A 20,990-nucleotide genomic window follows, 5' to 3' on the forward strand; every position below is an offset into this window, starting at 1 on the left:
GTCAGCCTTTCGAGCGCTCGAAGAGGCCGATGGAGTTGCCGTCGGGATCGAGGGCGTACTGGAACCGGCCGGGAGGGATCGAGATCGGATCGGACTTGAGCGTGCCGCCAGCCTTCCAGCAGCGTTCGGCGGCGGCCTCGAGCGTGTCGGGCACGTTGAGGTGCAAGGTCGGACCCGTCCCCGGTGCGGGCGGCGTACCGGGATAGAGGTGACCCGAGACGACTCCGGGTCCGTCCGAGAACATCGCCATCGGGTTGGGGCCGGTCTCGTCCCTGGTTATCTCGAAGCCGAAGACAGAGCCGTAGAAGGCCATCGCGCTGTCGAGGTTGCGGACCGGGATTTCGCCCCAGACGAGGGCATTGTCAGCAGTCTGTGTCATGGTGAGCGTCCTTTGCTTGGTTGGTGACGCTTCATGGCACAGGGCTCCTGACAGGGTTCTGTCAGGATGATGACGCGGGGTCCGGCAAAAGTTCAACGCCCATGATGTCTGCTGCACGCGCCATCCAGCTAAGGCTTTCGTGCGTCGGACCCTCGGGGTCGTATTCCGCCGCCACGACACCGGAATAGCCGGTGGCGACGATATGCTCGAGAAGATCCAGCACTTGTGCGTCGGGCCGCGTGCGGCCGGGCGGGCTGGAGATCTGAACGTGGGTCGAGATGTCGCCGACCGCGTCCCAAACGGCGCGTGCATCGCCGTGGATCATCGCGGCGTGGAAGCTGTCGTACTGAAGGCCGAGGTTCGGCGCACCGATCTCGCGGACGATCTCGGCGGCGAGGTGGACGTCGTTAAGGTAGTAGGCGGGCATCGACTGGGGACAGAGCGGTTCGAGCGTCAGATGGAGGTCGGGCGCCTCGGTCACCGCGCGGGAGAGGTTGCGGACGAGGGTGGCGCGGGCCTCGGGCGCGTCGGTCCTGCCCGACAGCACGTGCAGCTTGCCGCAGCCGGAGGCGCGGGCGTAGCTGGCGGCGGTGTCGAAGCTGCGGGCAAAGCGCGCTTCCTCGCCCGGAATGGCGGCACATCCGGTCAACTCTTCGCGGGGAGAGTTGATGAGGTCGAGCGTGAGCCCGACGTCCTCGATCGCGGCGCGCATGGCTTCGGCCTCGACCTCATAGGGTGCCAAGATCTCGACGGCACCGAAGCCCGCTTCGGCAGCCAGACGGGGACGTTCGATCAGCGGCGCTTCGGTGAAGAGCCAGGTCAGGTTGGCCGAGAGGATCACGGCAGTTCGTCTGCCGGGATGATGGGAAAGAACACTCCCGAGGACCGGACGCCGAACCAGCGTTCCCCCTCGTGTTCGGCGCGTTCGCCGACCTCGACGAGGCGGTAGAAGCTCTTGCGGTCGATCAACGCCTCGAGCTTGGCCCGGATCAGGATGTAGGGCGAGGGTTCACCGGTTTCCGGGTCGCGCTCGACGCGGATGGGGTGGTCAGGCCCAGCCACGGCCTCGTCGCCCAGGTTCGTCACGAAGGTCAGCGTTTGCTCTGGCCCTTTTCCCGCGACACGGAAGTCGACCGCCACGAAGGGCGCGTCATCGACGGTAATGCCGACCTTCTCGACCGGAGTGACGAGGACGTAGCGGTCGTCGTCCTTGCGGAGAATCGTCGAGAAGAGGCGCACGAGTTCGGGTCGGCCAATGGGCGTACCCATGTAGAACCACGTCCCGTCGCGGGCGATCCTCATGTCGAGATCGCCGCAGTCGGGGGGATCCCACAGATGGACCGGCGGCAAACCGCGCGAAGAAGCGGCACGAGCGCTTTTCGCCAGTCCTTCCGCGCTTGGCATCACGGGGTTTTGAGCGTCATCCGCTTTTGTCATTTGTGCCCGGCGAGATACTTCGGTCTACTAGCTATCATAGAACGCACGGGAGAGATTACCATGTCCGAGAGCGCCGATCTGGTCGCCGGCATCGAAGCCTTGGGCGGCCGGCTGGCCGACGCCAAGTCCAGCATCACGCGCCGTTTCATCGGTCAGGAACGGGTCGTCGACCTGGTGCTGTCGGCGATCCTCTGCGGCGGACACGGGCTTCTGGTAGGCCTGCCGGGACTGGGCAAGACGCGACTTGTGGACACGCTTTCGACGGTCCTCGGTCTGGACGGAAAGCGGGTGCAGTTCACTCCGGATCTGATGCCGGCCGATATACTTGGTTCCGAGGTGCTTGAAACCGGCACCGACGGCAGCCGGGCGTTCAAGTTCATTCGCGGTCCGATCTTCTGCCAGCTTCTGATGGCCGACGAGATCAACCGCGCCTCGCCCCGGACCCAGTCGGCGCTGCTGCAGGCCATGCAGGAGAAATCGGTGACGGTGGCGGGCGCGCCGCATCCTCTGCCGCGCCCCTTCCACGTTCTCGCCACGCAGAACCCGATCGAGCAGGAGGGCACCTATCCGCTGCCCGAGGCGCAGCTCGACCGGTTCCTCGTCCAGATCGACGTGCCCTATCCCGACCGCGACACCGAGCGCGACATTCTTCTGGCCACCACGGGTGCCGTGGAGGCGGAGTCGACGCGTGTCTTCGAGGCCGACGAGCTGATCGCGGCGCAGAACCTGGTCCGGCGGATGCCCGTGGGCGAGAGCGTCGTGGAGCTGATCCTCGACCTGGTGCGCGGCTGCCGGCCCGAGGAGCCGGGCGCGTTGCCCGTCGTGCGCGACAGTGTCGGCTGGGGTCCCGGACCCCGGGCGGCGCAGGCGCTCATGCTGACCGTCCGGGCGCGTGCGCTTCTGGAAGGGCGGCTGGCACCCTCGGCCTCCGACGTGGCCGCGATGGCGGTGCCGGTCCTGACGCACCGGATGGCGCTGTCCTTCGCCGCCCGCGCGCGCGGGCTGACGCTGGCCGAGGTCATCGACGCCGTTACGCGCGACGTGACGCGCATCGAGGCCGCCGCGTGATCGAGACTGCCCGCCTTTCCGACCCCGACGCACCGGCCCGGCTTCGCCGCGACGCCGAGACGCTGGCCGGTCCGCTGCCTCCCCTTCTGGCGGCGGCCGAGCACCTGGCGTCGAGCGTCATGCCGGGGCAGCACGGGCGGCGCAGGGTTGGGCAGGGCGACGAGTTCTGGCAATACCGGCCCAGCCACGCGGGCGATGAGGCACGCGCGATCGACTGGCGGCGTTCGGCCCGGTCGGACGATGCGCTTTTCGTTCGCGAGAAGGAATGGCAGGCGGCGCAGTCCGTGTCGCTCTGGCTCGACATGGGGCGGTCGATGGACTTCGCCTCGACCCGCAACCTGCCCACCAAGGCCGACGAGGCGCGGCGTCTTTCCCTGGCGCTTTGCGTGCTGCTCGTCAGGGGCGGCGAGAGGGTGGGCTTGACCAACATGGGCCTTCCGCCGCGCGCGGGTCAGTTGCAGTTGATGCGTCTGACCGATGCGCTGGCGCGGGGCGAGGACGAGGCGGATTACGCCGCTCCCGACCTGCGCGGCGCGCCGTCGCGGTCGCGCGCGGTCTTCGTCTCGGACTTCCTGGGCGACATGGAGCCCGTGACGATGGCCCTCGCCGCGGCTGCTGACAGGGGCATCGACGGTGTCCTCCTGCAGATCCTCGACCCGCAGGAGGAAGCTTTTCCCTTCGATGGGCGAACCATATTCGAAAGCGTCGGCGGAACGATGCGCCATGAAACGCTGAAGGCGGGCGACCTGCGCGACCGCTACCTCGATCGTCTGGCCGAGCGGAAGGACCAGCTTTCGACGCTCGCTCGCCGCACAGGCTGGCAGTACGACCTGCATCGTACGGGCACGCCGGCCCCCGGTGCGCTTCTCTGGCTCTACACGGCTCTGGAGCGAGCGCATTGACCGTCGCTGACCGCCCCCGGGAGCACGGCTGATGTTCATGCTTGGCCCCCTTGGTTTCCTGGCGCCCTGGCTTCTGTTGGGCCTCGTCATGCTGCCGATCCTGTGGCTTCTGCTTCGCGCCGTGCCGCCCGCGCCGATCCGCAGGCGGTTTCCCGGCGTGGCGCTTCTTCTCGGGCTTACGGACGACGAGACGCAGACCGACCGGACGCCCTGGTGGCTTCTCTTGTTGCGCACCATCGCAATCGCGGCGGCCATCATCGGCTTTGCGGGTCCGATCCTTAATCCCAAGGCCGACGCCGGGGGAACCGGGCCGCTTCTGGTGCTCGTCGACGACACCTGGGCGGCGGCGCAGGACTGGAACCAGCGGATCGACCGGATCGAGACCCTTCTGGTCGAGGCGACGCAGGCCGGGCGGGAAACCGCGGTGGTGGCGGTCTCGGACCTGACCCCGGACGCGGCGATTCCTTTCCGTGCCGCGCAGGACTGGAGCGCGACGCTGCCGATGCTGGAGCCGAAGCCCTGGATGCCCGAGGCCGAGGCCGTCACGGCCTGGGCCGAGGAACTGAGCGGCGGGTTCGACACCTTCTGGCTGTCCGACGGCGTGGACCAGCCGTGGCGCTCGGCACTTCTCGACAGCCTTCAGGATCGGGGCGCGGTTTCGGTCTTCGAGGCGGCGCGCCCGGTCGTTGCGTTGAAGCCCGCCGTCTTCGAAGATGGCGCGATCCGACTGAGTGCAATCCGCAACCGGACAGGGTCCGAGGCTGAGATCAGCGTCGCCGCCCACGGGCTCGACCCGGCCGGCATCCCGCGCCAGCTTGCCACCGTCGACATCGCCTTCGCGGCGGGCGAGGCCGAGGCGTCCGCGCTTCTGTCGCTGCCAGCCGAGCTGCGCAATCGCGTGACCCGGTTCGAAATCTCGGGCGCACGGTCTGCGGGAGCGGTGACGCTTGGCGACGACAGTCTCCGCCGCCGCGAGATCGCCATCGTGGCCGCGCGGGACGAACGCGAGGGTCTCCAGCTTCTGTCGCAGACGCACTACCTCGAACAGGCGCTGGAGCCGAACGCCGACCTGATTCACGGGGCGATTTCGGACCTGGTGCTGGCGAACCCCGACGTGATCGTCCTGGCGGATGTCGTGTCGCTTGCGGGCGCCGAGGCCGAAGCGCTGGAGGAGTGGACGCGCAAGGGCGGCCTTCTGGTGCGCTTCGCCGGTCCGCGGCTGGCGGCGTCCGACCTGGGGCGCGAGGCAGAGGACGTTCTCATGCCCGTGCGGCTGCGCGCAGGCGGGCGGACCGTGGGCGGCGCGATGAGTTGGGGAGAGCCCAAGGCGCTGCGGACGTTTTCGGCCGAGAGCCCGTTCTTCGGCTTGCCCATCCCCGAGGACGTGACGGTGTCGAGCCAGGTCATGGCCCAGCCCGACCCGACACTGGCGGAACGCACCATCGCGACGCTCGCGGACGGGACACCCCTTGTGACGCGCAAGCGTCTGGATCTCGGGCAGGTCGTCCTGTTCCACGTCACCGCGAATGCCGAATGGTCGACGCTGCCGCTTTCGGGGCTCTTCGTGCAGATGCTCGAGCGGCTGGCCGTGTCGACGCGCCTCGCCGCGCTCGAACCCGGCGATCTTGTCGGGACGACCTGGACCCTGGATCAGGCGGTGACGGGCTTTGGAGAAGTGGTCGATGCCGGGACGACCCCGGGCATTGCGGGCGAACGTCTGGCGGGCGAAGCGCCCGGGCCGGAGTTGCCGCCAGGCCTTTATGCCGGTGAGACGCGGCGCATCGCGCTGAATGCCGTGGCCGAGGATATGAGCCTGGCCCCGGTGGTCTGGCCGGGCGACGTGACGGTGGAAGGATTTGCCGTGGCCGAGGAACTGCCTCTGAAGGGCGCGCTCTTGTCTCTGGCCCTGCTGGCCCTGATGATCGACGTCTTCGCCACTCTCCTCCTCTCGGGCAGGCTGTCGCGACAGGCGACGGCGGCGGCGCTGGTCGTGCTGGCGATGGCGCTGCCCGCTCCCCGTGCCGAGGCTCAGGAGGAGCTCGACGTAGAACGCCTGATCGCCGCCACTTCGGAGGTGACGCTCGCGCATGTCGTCACCGGCGACGCGGCGGTGGACGAGGCGGCCCAGGCGGGGATGCAAGGGCTGTCGCAGGTCCTGTTCCGGCGGACGTCGATCGAGCCGGGCGAACCCGTGGCGGTGAACCTCGAGACCGACGAGCTTTCGGTGTATCCGTTTCTCTACTGGCCCATCACCGAACAGCAGCCGCGCCCCTCGGAGGAAGCCTATGAGAAGCTGAACCTCTATCTGAGGACCGGGGGCCTGATCCTGTTCGACACGCGCGACGCGGGCACGGCCGGGTTCACGAACGGCAGCCCCAATGGGCGCAAGCTTCAGCAGCTCGCTCTTCCGCTGGACATTCCGCCTCTCGAGCCGATCCCGGCGGATCACGTCCTGACGCGGACCTTCTATCTCCTCCAGGACTTTCCCGGCCGCCATATAAGCCGCGACGTCTGGGTCGAGGCCGCACCCGCCGATGCGCAGCAGGCCGAGGGGATGCCGTTCCGGAACCTCAACGACAACGTGACACCCGTGGTGATCGGCGGGAACGACTGGGCCACGGCCTGGGCGTCGGATGAAAACGGTCGGCCCCTTTATCCCGTGGGTCGCGGTTTTGCGGGCGAGAGACAGCGCGAGATGGCCTATCGTTTCGGAGTGAACCTCGTGATGCATGTGCTCACCGGCAACTATAAGTCGGACCAGGTTCACGTCCCCGCCCTTCTTGACAGGCTTGGCCAATGACGTCCGGAAGCGTGATCTTCGACCCTCTTCTGCCGTGGCCCGTGCTTTGGGTCGCCTGCGGGCTGGCTGCGCTGTTCATCGGGCTTGCGCTGTGGCGCGGCCTCAAGGGATGGGGCCTTCGCGCCCTTGCGCTGGCGGCCGTCCTTCTGGCCATCGCGAATCCGTCGCTTCAGATCGAGGACCGTGATCCCCTGACCGACATCGTCGTTCTCGTCGTGGACGAGAGCGCCAGCCAGGGCATCGACGTCCGGCCCGAGCAGATCGCGTCGGCCATCGCAGGCGTCGAGGCTGAAGTCGCGCAGCTTCCCAACACAGAACTGAAGATCGTGCGCATGGGTGACAGCGACGGCAACCGCGGATCTCTGGTGATGGAGGCGCTCTCGACCGCGCTGGCGGATGAACCGCGCGCCAGGCTGGCGGGGGCGATCCTGTTGACCGACGGACAGGTCCACGACATCGAGCGGATGCCCGACATGCCCGCTCCCCTGCACACCCTTCTGACAGGTGAGGACAACGATTGGGACCGCCGTCTTGTCGTGCGCAACGCGCCGGCCTTCGCGATCATCGGCGAGCCCGTTACGCTGACGCTGAGGGTCGAGGACCAGGGTGCGGTCCCTGATTTGCCCGGGCTGGCGGAAATCGAGATCTCGGTCGACGGCTACGAGCCGCAGGTCTTTCAGGTCCCGATCGGCGAGGACCTGGAACTGCCAATCACGCTTCAGCACGGCGGCATGAACGTGATCCAGCTTGTCCTTCCGGAACAGGAGGGTGAGCTGACCAACCGCAACAACGCCGCCGCCATCCAGATCAACGGCGTCCGCGACCGTCTGCGCGTTCTCCTCGTCTCGGGCGAGCCGCACGCGGGCGAGCGGACCTGGCGCAACCTGCTGAAGTCCGACGCCTCGGTCGATCTGGTCCACTTCACCATCCTGCGTCCGCCCGAAAAGCAGGACGGTGTGCCGGTCAACGAGCTGTCGCTGATCGCCTTCCCGACGCGGGAGCTGTTTCTCGACAAGATCAGCGAGTTCGACCTCATCATCTTCGACCGCTACAAGCGGCGGGGCATCCTGCCGACGCTCTATTTCGACAACGTTCGTCAGTATGTCATGGACGGCGGTGCGCTTCTTGTTGCCGCCGGTCCCGACTTCGCTTCGGCGGATTCGATCTATCGGACGCCACTGGCCGATATCCTGCCGGCGGAGCCGACCGGGCGGGTAAGAGACGAGCTGTTCCTGCCGAAGGTGACCGAGATCGGCGAGCGGCATCCGGTGACGGAAGGACTGACGCCGCCCGACGACGAGACGGCCGAGGACGCCTTGCCCTGGGGTCGATGGATGCGGCTTGTCGATGTTTCGCCCCTTCGAGGTGACGTGGTGATGTCTGGGGCGGAGGATCGGCCCCTCTTGATGCTCGACCGCCCCGGCGAGGGTCGCGTGGCGCTGCTGGCCTCGGATCACGCCTGGCTCTGGTCGCGCGGCTTCGAGGGCGGCGGGCCGCAGCTGGAACTGTTGCGGCGGCTGGCGCACTGGATGATGAAGGAGCCGGATCTGGAGGAGGAGGCACTGACCGCCACCGCCGAGGGTCAGACCATGACCATCACGCGCCGCACGCTCGGCGATGCGGTGGGCGAGGTCGAGATCACCGGTCCTGATGGCAGCGTCGTGATGGTGCCGCTCGAGGAGGTCTCGCCGGGACGTTTTTCGGCCGATTGGACCGGCCCCGAGATGGGTCTCTACCGTCTCAAGGAAGGCGACATGGAAAGCGTCGTCGCCCTGGGGCCCGCAGCGCCCAAGGAATTCGAGGAGACGCTGGCGACGCCCGACGTTCTGGCCGAGGCGGTGGCTGCGACCTCGGGCGGCATCCATCGCATCTCGGATGGTATCCCCGACATCCGGCGCACGCGCGAAGGTCGCGCCGCCACCGGGCGAGGCTGGATCGGTATTACCCCGCGCGAGGCCTATCTGACGGCCGACATCCGTGTGTCGCCGCTTCTTCCGGCCTGGGCGATGCTTCTGATCGCCTCGATGCTGGCCATAGGGGCGTGGCTCTGGGAGGGCCGGCGGTGAAGCCAGCGGTCGCCGCCGCGATCCTCATCCTGGCTTTACCGGCCTCCGCCGATCCGGTCCGACCGATGGACGAAACGCGGCTGGCCGATCTCGACGCCCTTCTCGGCTCGACACTGCGGGGCGCCTTCGCCTCGGGGACACCAAGCGACATCGCTATTCTGGTCGAGGCTTTGGAAGGCGAAGCCGGAGCACCCGAGAGTCTTGAGGGCGAGTGGCGCTGCCGCTGGCTGAAGATGGGCGACCTTGTGCCTCTGGTCGTCTACCCTGACTTCGCCTGCCGGATGGAGGACACGCAGTCGGGTTGGCGCATCGAGAAGGTCACGGGGTCACAGCGCTTCACGGGAACGCTGGAAGAGCAGGAGGGCGGGATCGTCTTCACGGGCGTCGCCTTTACCTCGGGTGGACCCGCAACCGACTATGCGGGACTGCCGCCCGACAGCCAGGAGCCCGTGGAGCCCGGCCAGACGGTCGCAATGGTGGGTCTCTTCGAGCAGGTAGGTCCCAGGCGGGCCAGGATTCTTCTTCCGGACCCGATCCTGGAAAGCCGCTTCGACATCATCCAGCTGACACGCGGCGCGGCGACCCGGTACGCGCTCCGGAGCTGCGCCAAAATTTAGACTGAATTTAAGCTTAACGTTTGCGCGCTAGCGGGAGAATCCTATGCGTGCGAGTAAAGATTTGATCAGTCTTGAAACGGAGTGGGGCATCTCGGTCAGCGAGGCCATGCCGCGCAAGGGGCCGGCGGACTATGCTCTCTATTTCGTCAGCATCGTCTTCCTGATCTTTGCCTCCCTCGTGATGCTTCCTCCCCTTGTTGCGCTGATCCTCCTTCCCCGAAGCGATGGTCTGTTCCTTGAGCTATCAGTCGTCGCTGCCTTGTTCGCGGCAGGCTTCTTCCTGCGGCACCTGTCGCGCCGGGGCCCGAAGAACGCGCTTCAGATCGACCGCGCGTCGGGAGAAGTCCGCTTGGGGTCGGTCGACACCAAGGGTGTCTTCGTCCGACACCGCGTCTGCCCCCTGACGGCGATCGAGCGGATCGAGGTCGACAGCGACTCGCGCGAATTGCGTCTGGTGATGAACGGCCAGACGGCGAACATCCGGCTTGCCACGCGTAACACCGAAATGCTGGAGCGCGTCGCCGACGAGATCTGGGTCGCACGCGAAAAGGCGCGCGCCCTTCCGATCCGCTCGCGGCTGCAAAGCAAGCTCTTCGGAATCGAGGCCTCGGCACGCGAACTGTCGAAGCGCGTCAAGTCGCGGGTCCGCAGCCGGGCGGTCTGACCGCCCGGGCGGACCTCAGAGCTGTCCCATGTCCCAGCCAAGGGCGCGCGCGACGGTGAAGATATCCTTGTCGCCCCGGCCACACATGTTCATGCAGATGATGTGATCGGGCGGCAGGTCCGGCGCGATCTTCATCACATGCGCAAGGGCGTGCGACGGCTCGAGAGCGGGAATGATGCCTTCCATCTCGCAGCAGAGCTTGAACGCCTCAAGCGCCTCGGCATCGGTGATCGCGACGTATTCCGCCCGCCCGACCTCGTGCAGCCAGGAGTGCTCGGGGCCTATGCCCGGATAATCCAGACCGGCCGAGATCGAGAAGCCCTCGAGGATCTGGCCGTCCGCGTCCTGGAGGAGATAGGTCCGGTTGCCATGAAGGACGCCGGGACGTCCGCCGGTGAGCGAGGCGCAATGCTCCATCTTCTCGTTGACGCCCTTGCCGCCGGCCTCCACGCCGATGATCCGAACCTCCTTGTCGTCGAGGAACGGGAAGAAGAGGCCCATGGCGTTCGAGCCTCCGCCAATGGCGGCGATGATGGTGTCGGGCAGGCGGCCCTCGGCCTCCATCATCTGCTCTTTCGCTTCTTTCCCGATGATCGACTGGAAGTCGCGGACCATGGCCGGATAGGGGTGCGGGCCGGCGACCGTGCCGATGCAGTAGAAGGTGTCGCGGACGTTCGTGACCCAGTCGCGGAGCGCGTCGTTCATCGCGTCCTTAAGAGTGCCGCGTCCACTTGTCACCGGGATCACTTCGGCGCCCAGAAGCTTCATGCGGAAGACGTTCGGCTTCTGTCGCTCGACGTCGTGCGCCCCCATGTAGACGACGCACTTCAGGCCGAACTTGGCGCAGACCGTCGCCGTGGCGACACCGTGCTGGCCCGCGCCGGTTTCGGCGATGATCCGCGTCTTGCCCATTCGACGAGCGAGGATGATCTGGCCGAGCACGTTGTTGATCTTGTGCGCGCCGGTGTGGTTCAGCTCGTCGCGCTTCATGTAGACCTTGGCGCCGCCGAGGTGATCGGTCAGGCGTTCGGCGAAATAAAGCGGCGAGGGCCGGCCGACGTAGTGCTTCCAGAGGAAGTCCATCTCGGCCCAGAAGCTGTCGTCGGTCTTGGCGCGCTCGTACTCGGCCTCGAGATCGAGGATCAGCGGCATCAGCGTCTCGGACACGAAGCGTCCGCCGAAGATGCCGAAGCGACCATTCTCGTCCGGGCCGGTCTTGTAGCTGTTGGTCAGGTCGTTGGCCATCGTGTCACCTCGCAGTTGACGCCCGGTCTATCCGCCGGGGCGTGCGAGGTAAATGGGCCCCCGAACGCGAAACGGCGGGGCATGGCCCCGCCGTCGCGACGTGAGAGGATCGGGTGGGGTCAGGCGCGCTTGCGTCGAACGAAGCCGAGGACGCCGAGACCGGCCAGGAGGAGGGGCATGCCCGCGGGAAGCGGGACTTCGGACATATCGGGCGTATCGACCGGCGCGATGTCGCCGGCGACCGCCAGGTTGTCGAGGTCGGTCCGGAAGAGCGTCGTTCCCAGAAGACCGCCGCCTGTCAGGCCGGTGTAGTCGACGACCATGCGAGTGAAGATGTCGGTCCCGCGCGCCAGGCCTTCGCGGATCACACCGTCAAGGTAGGTTACGCCGATGGCTCCCTCGAGGGCATCGCCGCCCGTCGTCGAATAGCCGTAGCCGATCTTGGTGCCGAGCGTGTCGCCGCGCGTTCCGTCGTTGATGCCCGACAGGATGTCGAAGACGGCGTTCCCCGTTGCCGCGTTCAGCTCCAGGGAGGCGAGGCTCATCGAGGTGACGAGATTGTAGCTGCCCGTCGAGAAGGTCAGATCGAGGCCCGATCCCGAAACGCCGCCAAGAAGGCCCGAGATGGTGCCCCAGGTCAGCGTCTCGGTCAGACCGCCGACATAGGTCGCGATGACCGTCATGCCGTCGATCTCGTCGCCGTCCACGCTGGTGTTGGTATCGAAGCCGTTCTGTGTGACGTGAAGATCGCCTTCGTCAGTGGCGATATTGACCGTGGCAGCCGAAGCCGAGGCCGCCATGAAGGCGAGGGCAATTGCCGCTGCGCCTGTCTTCAAAAGGTCATTGCTTGCCATCGTCACTCTCCCTACTGAGAAAAATCAAGGGCTTGATAGACTGGCTGCTTTTCATGGGACAAGACCTTTGTGGCAATGTCGGCACCTTTCGGCCCGATTCCGCCCTGAGCTGGGGCAAATATGTAACGGTCCCGGCGAGCGGGAATTCATTGTATCCAGGCGCGAAACGATGCTGCGAAAAGTAAGGCGGTTTCGTGGCGACGTCGATCGGGCACGCTTCCCAGCCACTAATCGCGGGCTCAGGACGACCGGATCAGGCCCACGATCTCGTGCGTACGGTCGAGGATGGGCGCTGCGATCTCGCGCGCACGCGCTGCCCCGTTGCCGAGGATGCGGTCGATCTCGCCCGGATCCGCCAGCAGTCGCGTCATCTCGCCGGTGATGGGAGCAAGTGTCTCGACCGCCACGTCCGCGAGCGCGGGCTTGAACTGGCCCCAGCCTGCGCCGCCGTGCTCGGCCATGACATCGTCCGTCGTGCGGCCCGAGAGCGCGGCATAGATGTCGACGAGGTTCCGCGCTTCGGGACGGTCTTTCAGCTCGGCATAGCTTGCGGGCAGGGGCTCGGGGTCGGTTCTGGCCTTGCGGAACTTCTGGGCGATGGTGTCGGCGTCGTCCGAAAGGTTGATGCGGCTCATGTCCGAGGGGTCGGACTTGGACATCTTTTTCGTCCCGTCCCGCAAGGACATTACGCGCGTGGCAGGACCTTCGATGACGGGCTCGGTAATCGGAAAGAAGTCCACGCCGTAGTCGTGGTTGAACTTCGCCGCGATGTCGCGCGTGAGCTCGAGATGCTGCTTCTGGTCCTCGCCAACGGGAACATGGGTCGCGTGGTAGGCCAGGATGTCTGCGGCCATCAGCGCGGGATAGGCGAAGAGGCCGAGCGAGGCGTTTTCGCTGTTCTTGCCGGCCTTGTCCTTCCACTGGGTCATCCGACCCATCCATCCCATGCGGGCGACGCAGTTGAAAATCCATGCAAGCTCGGCGTGGGCAGGCACCTGGCTCTGGTTGAAGAGGATGGACCGCGCCGGATCGACGCCCGCCGCCATGAAAGCGGCCGCCGCCTCGCGGGTCTGGCGGCGCAGGTCGTCCGGGTTCTGCCAGACGGTGATCGCGTGAAGGTCGACCATGCAGTAGATGCACTCGTGCGTTCCGGCGTCCTGCATCTCGACGAAACGCTTGAGTGCGCCGAGGTAGTTGCCGAGCGTCAGGCCGCCCGATGGCTGGATGCCCGAGAAGACGCGCGGGGTGAACTGCGCCTGTGTCATGGATCGGTCCTCTGGATCTTCACGTCCGCGCGGCTTACCCACGGGGGGAGGGGCCGTCAAGGAAGCCCCGGAGGCGGACGAGGCGGCGATGCAGGACGAAGATTTCTCACAACCTCTGATGAATGCCCTGCCGCCCGCGGTGGTGGCCCTGGCGCTGGCCATCTTTTCGGCTGAGGCGCTGATGTTCCTGGGCGGTCGCGGTCTTGTCGGCGGGCCGGACGCCATCGGCTGGCGCGCGGAGGCGATCCAGGACTGGTCGGTCTTTCCGCCGCTCCTGGACTGGCTCATGGAAACCGGGCGCTGGACGTCGCCCGAGATGCTGCGCTTTGTGGCCTATCCCTTCGTCCATGGCTCGTTCACGCACGCGATCTTCGTGATCGTCTTCCTCCTCGCGCTCGGCAAGCTGGTGGGAGAGGTCTTCGGCAACCTGGCGGTCCTCGTCGTGTTCTTCGCCTCGGCCATCGTGGGCGCGCTGTTCTATTCCCTGACCGGCGAGGCCCGCCCGCTCGTCGGAGGTTACCCGGCAGTCTACGGTCTGATCGGCGCCTACACCTTCCTTCTGTGGGTCGGGTACGGAGCCAGGGGAGAGAACCAGTATCGCGCCTTCTCCCTGATCGGCTTCCTGCTCGGGCTCCAGTTGATCTTCGGAGTGATCTACGACGTCGGGCTCGACTGGATCGCCGAACTGGCGGGGTTCGGCACCGGGCTTCTGGTCACGCCCTTCCTGTCGCCTGGAGCCTTCGCGCGGATGTTCGCGCGTCTGCGTCAGCGCTGACGGCGGAAGGCGGACTTGAGTTCGGCGAGTGAGAACGCGCCAAGGCCCACGGCCGCAGCCGCATAGACCAGCGCACCTCCGACACAGAGAAGGATGAGGCCCACGGCCTTGGATACCCCCCGTCCGGTGGTCATCGGCGTCAAGGCCGCGTCTAGTCCCCAGAGCGCCACGCCCATCACGAGCGCCGCAACGACGATGCGACCGAAGCGCGCCTTGGCTTTCGCGTCGAAGCGCGCCGCGTCGCCCATGTCTCGCGCCCCGTGCCAGAGAAGAAGCAGCATTGCCCATCCCGCGAGCGTAGTGCCGAGAGCGGCTGCAAGGTAGCCGATGACCGGCACGAGGCCCACGGCGACGCCGGCGTTCACGACTAAGGCGACGAGGGCGTAGTAGAAGGGCCGACGCGTGTCCTCGCGGGCGAAATAGAGGGGTTGCAGCACCTTCTGGAGAACGAAAGCGGGCAAGCCCAGTCCGTAGACGGCGCAGATCAGAGCGGTGGCCTGGGTGTCCGCCGCATCGAAAGCCCCACGCTCGAACAGGACGCGGACGAGGACGCCGGGTATTGCGACCAACGCGACGGCAGCGGGGACCGCCAGCGCCAGCGACATCTCGGCCGCGCGCGACAGGGCGTGGCTTCCGCCCTCGGTGTCGCCAGCCTGGAGGCGGCGCGACAGGTCGGGAAGAAGGACGATGCCGATGGCGATGCCGACGACGCCGAGCGGAAGCTGGTACAGCCGGTCGGCGTAGGACAGCCAGGCGATGGCGCCGTCGAAGAAGCTGGCGACCTGCCGTCCGACGAGGAGGTTCACCTGCACCACGCCACCCGCGAGCATGGCCGGTCCGGCAATGAGGGCGAGACGCTTGAGGTCGGGCGTCCACACGGGCCGCTTGGGCCTCAGATCGAAGCCGGCGCGGCGGACGGCGATCCAGACCATCGCCATCTGCGCGATGCCGGCGATGATGACCCCGAAGGCGAGGAGCGTGCCGTGGGTCGCACCCGCCTCGGCTGCGTCGATGACGCTGAAGTCCGCGAAGACGTGCTCGGCCGCCAAAAGGCTTCCGATCAGGATGATGTTGAGCAGCACGGGCGCGGCGGCGGCCGCGACGAACCGGCCCGACGCATTCAGGATGCCCGAGAGGAGGGCGGCGAGAGAAATGAAGAGGATGTAGGGAAAGACGATGCGGCCAAGGGTGACGGCGATCGGCAGCCGTTCGTCGCCCGCGAAGCCCGACGCCATGGCGAGAACGAGCCAGGGCATGAAGATGGTGGCGAGGATCGTCAGGACGACGAGGACAGTCGCCAGTCCCGAGAAGGCATCGCGTGCGAAACCCTCGGCATCGGTGCCAGCCTCTAGCTTCTTCGAGAAGAGGGGCACGAATGCCATGTTGAACGCGCCCTCGGCGAAGAAGCGGCGAAACATGTTCGGAAGCGCGAAGGCGACGAGGAACGCCTCGGCCACCGGCCCGGTGCCAAGCCATGCCGCGATCAGGATGTCGCGTGCGAAGCCGAGGACCCGAGAGGCGAGGGTCCATGCGCCGACGGTCATCACGCCAGAAACGAGACGAATGGCGCTCACACCGCCTCGCTCATTCCGCACGCGCCCTTGCGGCGCCGGCTTCGATGGCCTCGCGGAGGCGCTTTTCCAGCGACTTCTGCTTCGACTGGGTGTGATACTTCAAGCCGAACATGTCCTTGACGTAGAAGGTATCCACGACCTGCTCGCCATAGGTCGCGATGACGGCCGAGGCGATATAGACGTTGGCCTCGGCCATTGTCCGGGTGAGATCGTAAAGCAGACCGGGGCGGTCGCGGGTGTCGACCTCGATGATCGTATAGATCTCGGATCCGTCGTTATCGAAGGTGATGGACGTCGGCACGCGGAAGGCGCGTTCGCGTTTCTTGATCCGGTCCTTGTCGGCCAGCGACTTGCGCGGCAGGACCTCGCCGTGAAGCGTTTTCTGGATCATGCCCCTGAGACGCGGCAGGCGAACGGACTCGTAGGGGTGCCCGTCAGTGTCCTGAATCCAGAATACGGCGGTCGCATAGCCGTCGGACGAGGTGTAGGTGCGCGCATCGACGACGTTCGCCCCGACGAGAGCAAGCGCTCCGGCCAGTCGCGAGAAGATGCCGGGATGGTCGGCCAGGGCAAAGCAGACCCGCGTCGCGTCGCGGTCCTCGTCCTGGTTCACGTCGATCCGGATCTGGTGATCCTCGATCCCGTCGAGAAGCCGCGCGAAGACGACGTGCGTCTCGCCGGGAAGGCCTTGCCAATAGGGTCCATAGTGCCGCGACGTCTCGTGCCGCAGGGCCTTCGCCTCCCAGGTCGAAAGGGCGGCCCGCAGGGCCTTCTTGGCTTCGGCTTCCGCGCTTTCCCGGTTCACCGCCTCGAGTCCGTGCTCGAGGGCGGTCGAGGTCTGCCGGTAGAGGTCGCGCAGAAGCTGGGCCTTCCAATTGTTCCAGACGCCCGGACCCACGCCGCGGATGTCGCAGACGGTCAGCACGGTCAGAAGGTCGAGGCCCTTCTTCGTCTTCACCGCCTTCGCGAAGTCACGCACCGTGCGGGGTTCTGACAGGTCGCGCTTCTGCGCCATGTCCGACATAAGGAGGTGATAGCGCACGAGCCATTCCACCTGCTCGGCCTCCTCCTTCTTCAGCCCGAGCCTTGGCGCCACTTTTCGCGCGATCTGCGCACCGAGCACCGAATGATCCTCGTCCCGTCCCTTGCCTGTGTCGTGGAGGAAAAGCGCGACGTAGAGAACCTTGCGGTTCACGCCTTCCTTCAGGATGCGGCTGGCGATCGGCAGTTCTTCCAGGAGCTCGCCCCGCTCGATCTGGGCGAGGGTCGAGATGCATTGGATGGTGTGCTCGTCCACCGTGTAGTGGTGGTACATGTTGAATTGCATCATCGCCACGACGGGCGCGAATTCGGGGATGAAAGCCCCGAGAACGCCAAGCTCGTTCATGCGTCGAAGCGAGCGCTCCGGGTTCCCGTGCTTCAGAAGCAGGTCCATAAAAATCGCGTTGGCTTCGGGCCAGGCGCGCATTTCGTCGTCGATGAGGTGCAGGTTCGCCCGCACCAGGCGCATCGCGTCCGGGTGGATCAGGTAGCCCGTCCGCAACGCTTCTTCGAACAGACGCAGAAGGTTGAGCTTGTCGGCCAGGAAGGCCCGGTCGTCCGCTATCGCGAGACGGTTGTGCTTGAGAGCATAACCGGGCTTCAGCGCCCGCTTGCGACGGAAGAGCGAGGTGAAGGACGGCGCGGTCCTGACATGCTGTGCTTCGAGCGCCGTCAGGAAGATGCGCGTCAGTTCCCCCACTTCGGTCGCATGGCGGAAGTAGTCCTGCATGAAGTGCTCGACCGCCCGCCTCCCGCCCTTGTCCTCGTAGCCCATGCGGTCCGCCACCTCGACCTGCATGTCGAAGGCAAGCTGGTCGACTGCGCGGCCCGCGATGAGGTGCAGGTGGCAGCGCACGGCCATCAGGAAGGTCTCGGCCGCGAGGAAGCGCTGGTATTCCTCGTGGGTGAAGAGGCCCGGCCGGACGAGTTCGGCGGCGTCCTGCACGCCGTGGATGTACTTGCCGATCCAGAACAGGGTCTGGAGGTCGCGCAGACCGCCCTTTCCCTCCTTCACGTTCGGCTCGACCATATAGCGCTGGCCGCCCTGCTTCTGGTGCCGTGCGGCCCTTTCGACAAGCTTGGCCTCGACGAATTCCGATGCGGTGTTCCGAAAGAGATCCGAGCGGAGCTTGCGGTCGAATTCGGCGGCGAGGCTGGTGTCGCCTATGATGTAGCGATGTTCCAAAAGCGCGGTGCGGATGGTGAAATCCTCGCGTCCGAGCCTCACGCAGTCCTTGATGCTGCGCGTCGCATGCCCGACCTTCAGGTGCAGGTCCCAGAAGATGTAGAGCATGCTCTCGATCAGGCTCTCGGCCCAGGGCGTGACCTTCCAGGGCATCACGAACAGAAGATCGACGTCCGAGAAGGGCGCCATCTCGCCCCGCCCGTAGCCTCCGACCGCAAGAAGCGCGAGGCGCTCGCCCTCGGTCGGGTTGGGGTTCGGATGCAGCCAGGCTTCGGCCGCGCGGAACACGGTCTGGACCACGCCGTCGGTCAGGTAGCAGTAGGCGCGCGTGGCCGGGCGGGACTGGAGCGGATGAGCCGCAAGCGCGGCGGCGATGGCCTCGCGTCCGGTGCTGATCCGGTCGCGCAGGACGGACACTGCCGCTGCGCGCACCTCCTTGGCCGAGCCTCCATGCGACTCGGTGCGTATGGCTTCGAACGCCGCCTCGCCATCGAAGATGGCGGCGGGTGTCAGGCCGATCCGGTCGAACCCGTGCGGGTCCGGAGCGTCCGCAGGCCTAGAAGCCGGCGCCGCCAAAGCTTCTGGGGGCGGGGTCAATCACGATCACCTGATTGTTCTGGATTTGCGCGACCGCGAGGCCCCGTTCGTTCGTGCCGTCGCCAAGGAACCTGAAGGGACCGTAGACGCCCGCAAATCCCGCGCCCTGCGTCAGGGCCGACCCCGTGAGAGCGTCCGACCGTCCCTGCGCCAGAAGTGCGCCGATCGCCGCCAAGCCGTCGTAGGCGAGGCCGGCCACGGGGTTCGGCTGAGAGCCATAGGCGGCGGCGTAGCGCGAGTTGAACTGCTGGACGAGCGCCGGCGAAGGCGTCGCGAACCACGCGCCCTGCAGGCCCTTCAGCGAGAGCGCGCTGGACGGCACGTCGAGGCGCTGGAGGCCGATGAGCTGCGCCGAGGCTGCGTCCATGCCGTTCTCGGGCAGAAGCTCCGCAAGGAATGGCAGGGCGCCGGAGTTCCCGGACGTGAGGAAGACCGAGTTCGCGCCCGACGAGCGGTACTGGGAGGCGATGGATGGGATGGTGTCGATGACGCCCTGTTGCGACAGCGGGAAGGACGCCACGCCCGCGATGCGCGCCCCGCTTGCCGAAGCGGCGCGGCGGATGGCGTCGGCGCCCTGCACTTCGGCCGGGTCCTGCGCATGCACGACGAAGATCGAGCCCTTGCCCTGGCGCGCGGCATGGCTGACCAACCGGTCCGCCGTATTCTGGAAGGTCGTGCCGAGGATGTAGACGTTGCCCCCCGCAATCGTGGCGTTGTTCGAGAAACTCAGGACGTTGATGCCTCTCGACGCCGCGACCTGACCTGCGGCATTTGCCGCCTCGGCGAAGAGGGGGCCGAGGAAGATCTGCGCGCCGTCGTCCAGCGCTTGCCTGGCAGCCGCAGCCGCGCCCGCGGGCGTGCCGGCCGTGTCATAGACCTTGAGGTCGATGTCGACGCGGTCGCCCAGATCCTGAACGGCAAGCCTGGCCGCGTTTTCCAGCGACTGCGCCACGGCCGCGCCATTCGGCGACGACTTGGGAATCAGCAGCGCCACCGGGACGGCACGCGTGTTGTTGAGGATCGGACCGCCGCCGCCACCAGACATGTTGACGTCGCAGGCGGACAGAACTGCAAGCGCGGCGAAGGCGCCGAGCGCGGCCAGAACCTTGCGGCGGAGCGTCAAAAGGGCGACCATCGGCTTTCTCTCCTCGGGCGGATACAGGACGGCGCGACCCTATGCAAAACCCAGGGCCAAGTAAATCGCGGGCAAGGCGGTGAGTGCGGGTGACGGGCGGGCCGTCCTTGCGCCGGGTCTCTACTTCGTCGCGACCCCCCTTGGCAATGCGCGTGACATCACCCTGCGGGCGCTGGACATCCTGCGCGACGCCGACGTGCTTGCCGCCGAGGATACGCGGACCCTTCGCCACCTGATGGAGATCCACGGCATCCCGCTTGGCGGGCGGCGGATCGTCGCCTACCACGATCACAACGGTCCCGAAGCGCGACCGAGGCTCCTGGCCTTTCTTCGGGAGGGCCGCTCTGTCGCCTACGCCTCCGAGGCGGGAACGCCACTGGTCGCCGATCCGGGATTCGTGCTTGCGCGCGCCGCCATCGCGGAAGGTCTGCCCGTTACGACGGCGCCGGGCCCTTCAGCGGTGGTGGCGGCCTTGACCATCGCGGGCCTGCCGTCGGATCGTTTCACCTTCGCGGGGTTTCCGCCGAACGCCGCCGGACCCCGTCGCCGATTCCTTGCGGAATTGGCGGAGGCGCCGGGGACGCTCGTCCTCTACGAAAGCCCCAAGCGCGTCGCCGCGACCCTTGCGGCCGCGGTAGAGGTGCTGGGCGGCAGCCGGCCGGCCGCGCTCTGCCGCGAGATCACTAAGAAGTTCGAGGAGACGCGGCGCGGAACGCTCGAGAGCCTGGCGGAAGGTGCCGTGGCCGACCCGCCGCGAGGCGAGATCGTGCTCTGCATCGGAGAGGGAACGAACGAGGCGTCAGAGCAGGAGCTTGCGGACGCCCTGAAGGAAGCGCTGGCATCGAAGCCTCTGAAAGAGGCGGCGCGCGAGGTGGCAGATCGTTTCGGCGTGTCGCGGCGCGATCTCTACCAGATGGGTCTCGGGTTCAACTCGAATTAGCGGGGCGTTAAGCCCTTGCGCGCCAGGGTGCACGCATGTCGACCGAAATCCTTCCCCCCGCGCTTGATGCACGACGCCAGACCGGGCGCGCCAGCTATGAGGACGGGGTTGCCGCCGAAGACGGCGTCGCGCGGCACTACGAAGGGCTGGGGGCCCGGGTTGTCGCCCGACGGTGGAGGGGTCCGGGTGGCGAGATCGACCTCGTCTGCGTGCAGGGCGTCGACATCGTCTTCGTCGAGGTCAAGAAGGCGGAGACGCATGACGAAGCCGCAATGCGTCTTTCTGGGACCCAGCTCGCCCGCATCTGCGCATCGGCCGAAGCCTGGCTCGCCGACCATGACAGCGGCCTTGCCTGCGCTCGCGTCGATCTTGCGCTTGTCGATGGTGCTGGCCGGATCGCCGTGATCGAAAACGTCTCCCTGGTCTGATCGATCAATCCCCGATT

At 66.7% G+C, this 20,990-nt stretch carries 18 protein-coding genes; 9 read left to right on the forward strand and 9 right to left on the reverse strand.

Annotated features, from left to right (window positions below; genetic code table 11):
• Position 1: 1 nt before the first annotated feature.
• The 3 genes from C8D95_RS01615 to C8D95_RS01625 form a co-directional block, all read right to left on the reverse strand.
• Entirely contained in the window at positions 2-379 is a 378-nt protein-coding gene (locus C8D95_RS01615; protein ID WP_109757391.1) for a VOC family protein, read from the reverse strand.
• Between the two features lie 61 nt (positions 380-440).
• Entirely contained in the window at positions 441-1,220 is a 780-nt protein-coding gene (locus tag C8D95_RS01620; protein ID WP_164721558.1) for a hydroxypyruvate isomerase family protein, read from the reverse strand.
• Positions 1,217-1,816, reverse strand: a complete 600-nt coding sequence (locus C8D95_RS01625) for a DUF1285 domain-containing protein (RefSeq protein ID WP_109757393.1) — start codon at positions 1,814-1,816, stop codon at positions 1,217-1,219. Before C8D95_RS01625 ends, C8D95_RS01620 begins: the two co-directional genes overlap by 4 nt.
• A gap of 60 nt (positions 1,817-1,876) precedes the next feature.
• Between C8D95_RS01625 and C8D95_RS01630 the strand changes: the two genes are divergently transcribed.
• Genes C8D95_RS01630 through C8D95_RS01655 form a run of 6 tightly spaced genes read left to right on the forward strand, consistent with a single transcriptional unit; the run spans position 1,877 to position 9,933 of the window.
• Entirely contained in the window at positions 1,877-2,884 is a 1,008-nt protein-coding gene (locus C8D95_RS01630) for an AAA family ATPase (RefSeq protein ID WP_109757394.1), read from the forward strand.
• On the forward strand, positions 2,881-3,786 hold the full coding sequence (locus tag C8D95_RS01635; RefSeq protein ID WP_420902652.1) for a DUF58 domain-containing protein: 906 nt from the start codon (positions 2,881-2,883) through the stop codon (positions 3,784-3,786). Before C8D95_RS01630 ends, C8D95_RS01635 begins: the two co-directional genes overlap by 4 nt.
• A 31-nt stretch (positions 3,787-3,817) precedes the next feature.
• Positions 3,818-6,586, forward strand: a complete 2,769-nt coding sequence (locus C8D95_RS01640) for a DUF4159 domain-containing protein (RefSeq protein ID WP_109757395.1) — start codon at positions 3,818-3,820, stop codon at positions 6,584-6,586.
• Positions 6,583-8,652 carry a hypothetical protein gene (locus C8D95_RS01645; protein ID WP_109757396.1) on the forward strand — a complete coding sequence of 690 codons (2,070 nt, stop codon included), beginning with the start codon at positions 6,583-6,585 and terminating at the stop codon, positions 8,650-8,652. Before C8D95_RS01640 ends, C8D95_RS01645 begins: the two co-directional genes overlap by 4 nt.
• Positions 8,649-9,269 carry a DUF4893 domain-containing protein gene (locus C8D95_RS01650; protein WP_109757397.1) on the forward strand — a complete coding sequence of 207 codons (621 nt, stop codon included), beginning with the start codon at positions 8,649-8,651 and terminating at the stop codon, positions 9,267-9,269. The genes C8D95_RS01645 and C8D95_RS01650 overlap by 4 nt, the downstream gene beginning before the upstream one ends.
• Before the next feature lie 43 nt (positions 9,270-9,312).
• The gene (locus C8D95_RS01655) at positions 9,313-9,933 is read left to right on the forward strand and encodes a hypothetical protein (RefSeq protein ID WP_126918481.1); all 621 of its coding nucleotides are present in this window, start codon (positions 9,313-9,315) and stop codon (positions 9,931-9,933) included.
• A gap of 15 nt (positions 9,934-9,948) precedes the next feature.
• Here the strand turns inward: C8D95_RS01655 and trpB are convergent, their stop codons facing one another.
• The 3 genes from trpB to trpS all read right to left on the reverse strand — a co-directional run bounded on the left by trpB (position 9,949) and on the right by trpS (position 13,297).
• Positions 9,949-11,178: a tryptophan synthase subunit beta gene (trpB, locus tag C8D95_RS01660; RefSeq protein WP_109757399.1), complete on the reverse strand. Its 1,230-nt coding sequence runs from the start codon at positions 11,176-11,178 to the stop codon at positions 9,949-9,951.
• Positions 11,179-11,297: 119 nt separating this feature from the next.
• Entirely contained in the window at positions 11,298-12,032 is a 735-nt protein-coding gene (locus C8D95_RS01665) for a VPLPA-CTERM sorting domain-containing protein (protein ID WP_109757400.1), read from the reverse strand.
• Positions 12,033-12,271: 239 nt separating this feature from the next.
• Positions 12,272-13,297, reverse strand: coding sequence for a tryptophan--tRNA ligase (gene trpS / locus C8D95_RS01670; protein ID WP_109757401.1), 1,026 nt, complete (start codon positions 13,295-13,297; stop codon positions 12,272-12,274).
• A gap of 88 nt (positions 13,298-13,385) precedes the next feature.
• On the opposite strand from trpS, the gene C8D95_RS01675 reads away from it, so the two are divergent.
• A complete protein-coding gene (locus tag C8D95_RS01675; RefSeq protein WP_109757402.1) occupies positions 13,386-14,072 on the forward strand; it encodes a rhomboid family intramembrane serine protease in 687 nt (228 codons plus the stop codon).
• Here C8D95_RS01675 and murJ read toward each other — a convergent pair.
• The 3 genes from murJ to C8D95_RS01690 are packed head-to-tail and all read right to left on the reverse strand — an operon-like array spanning position 14,063 to position 19,605.
• Complete coding sequence (gene murJ, locus C8D95_RS01680; RefSeq protein WP_109757403.1) at positions 14,063-15,646, reverse strand: murein biosynthesis integral membrane protein MurJ; 1,584 nt, start codon at positions 15,644-15,646, stop codon at positions 14,063-14,065. The genes C8D95_RS01675 and murJ overlap by 10 nt on opposite strands.
• 10 nt (positions 15,647-15,656) lie before the next feature.
• On the reverse strand, positions 15,657-18,470 hold the full coding sequence (locus C8D95_RS01685; RefSeq protein ID WP_109757404.1) for a [protein-PII] uridylyltransferase: 2,814 nt from the start codon (positions 18,468-18,470) through the stop codon (positions 15,657-15,659).
• A complete protein-coding gene (locus C8D95_RS01690) occupies positions 18,430-19,605 on the reverse strand; it encodes a penicillin-binding protein activator (protein ID WP_109757405.1) in 1,176 nt (391 codons plus the stop codon). Before C8D95_RS01690 ends, C8D95_RS01685 begins: the two co-directional genes overlap by 41 nt.
• A gap of 79 nt (positions 19,606-19,684) precedes the next feature.
• On the opposite strand from C8D95_RS01690, the gene rsmI reads away from it, so the two are divergent.
• Together rsmI and C8D95_RS01700 are read left to right on the forward strand one after the other, a co-directional pair.
• Positions 19,685-20,545, forward strand: a complete 861-nt coding sequence (gene rsmI, locus C8D95_RS01695) for a 16S rRNA (cytidine(1402)-2'-O)-methyltransferase (RefSeq protein WP_164721559.1) — start codon at positions 19,685-19,687, stop codon at positions 20,543-20,545.
• 35 nt (positions 20,546-20,580) lie between these two features.
• A complete protein-coding gene (locus tag C8D95_RS01700) occupies positions 20,581-20,973 on the forward strand; it encodes a YraN family protein (protein ID WP_109757407.1) in 393 nt (130 codons plus the stop codon).
• Positions 20,974-20,990 lie beyond the last annotated feature (17 nt).

Origin of the sequence: Silicimonas algicola (genome assembly GCF_003148765.1) — a bacterium.
Taxonomy (GTDB): domain Bacteria; phylum Pseudomonadota; class Alphaproteobacteria; order Rhodobacterales; family Rhodobacteraceae; genus Silicimonas; species Silicimonas algicola.

Coding starts and splice junctions, on each gene's coding strand:
- C8D95_RS01655 (WP_126918481.1), top strand. CDS start 9,313: ATGCGTGCGAGTAAAGATTTGATCAGTCTTGAAACGGAGTGGGGCATC.
- C8D95_RS01645 (WP_109757396.1), top strand. CDS start 6,583: ATGACGTCCGGAAGCGTGATCTTCGACCCTCTTCTGCCGTGGCCCGTG.
- C8D95_RS01630 (WP_109757394.1), top strand. CDS start 1,877: ATGTCCGAGAGCGCCGATCTGGTCGCCGGCATCGAAGCCTTGGGCGGC.
- C8D95_RS01615 (WP_109757391.1), bottom strand. CDS start 379: ATGACACAGACTGCTGACAATGCCCTCGTCTGGGGCGAAATCCCGGTC.
- trpS (WP_109757401.1), bottom strand. CDS start 13,297: ATGACACAGGCGCAGTTCACCCCGCGCGTCTTCTCGGGCATCCAGCCA.
- C8D95_RS01640 (WP_109757395.1), top strand. CDS start 3,818: ATGTTCATGCTTGGCCCCCTTGGTTTCCTGGCGCCCTGGCTTCTGTTG.
- C8D95_RS01690 (WP_109757405.1), bottom strand. CDS start 19,605: ATGGTCGCCCTTTTGACGCTCCGCCGCAAGGTTCTGGCCGCGCTCGGC.
- C8D95_RS01665 (WP_109757400.1), bottom strand. CDS start 12,032: ATGGCAAGCAATGACCTTTTGAAGACAGGCGCAGCGGCAATTGCCCTC.
- C8D95_RS01625 (WP_109757393.1), bottom strand. CDS start 1,816: ATGACAAAAGCGGATGACGCTCAAAACCCCGTGATGCCAAGCGCGGAA.
- C8D95_RS01700 (WP_109757407.1), top strand. CDS start 20,581: ATGTCGACCGAAATCCTTCCCCCCGCGCTTGATGCACGACGCCAGACC.
- C8D95_RS01675 (WP_109757402.1), top strand. CDS start 13,386: ATGCAGGACGAAGATTTCTCACAACCTCTGATGAATGCCCTGCCGCCC.
- trpB (WP_109757399.1), bottom strand. CDS start 11,178: ATGGCCAACGACCTGACCAACAGCTACAAGACCGGCCCGGACGAGAAT.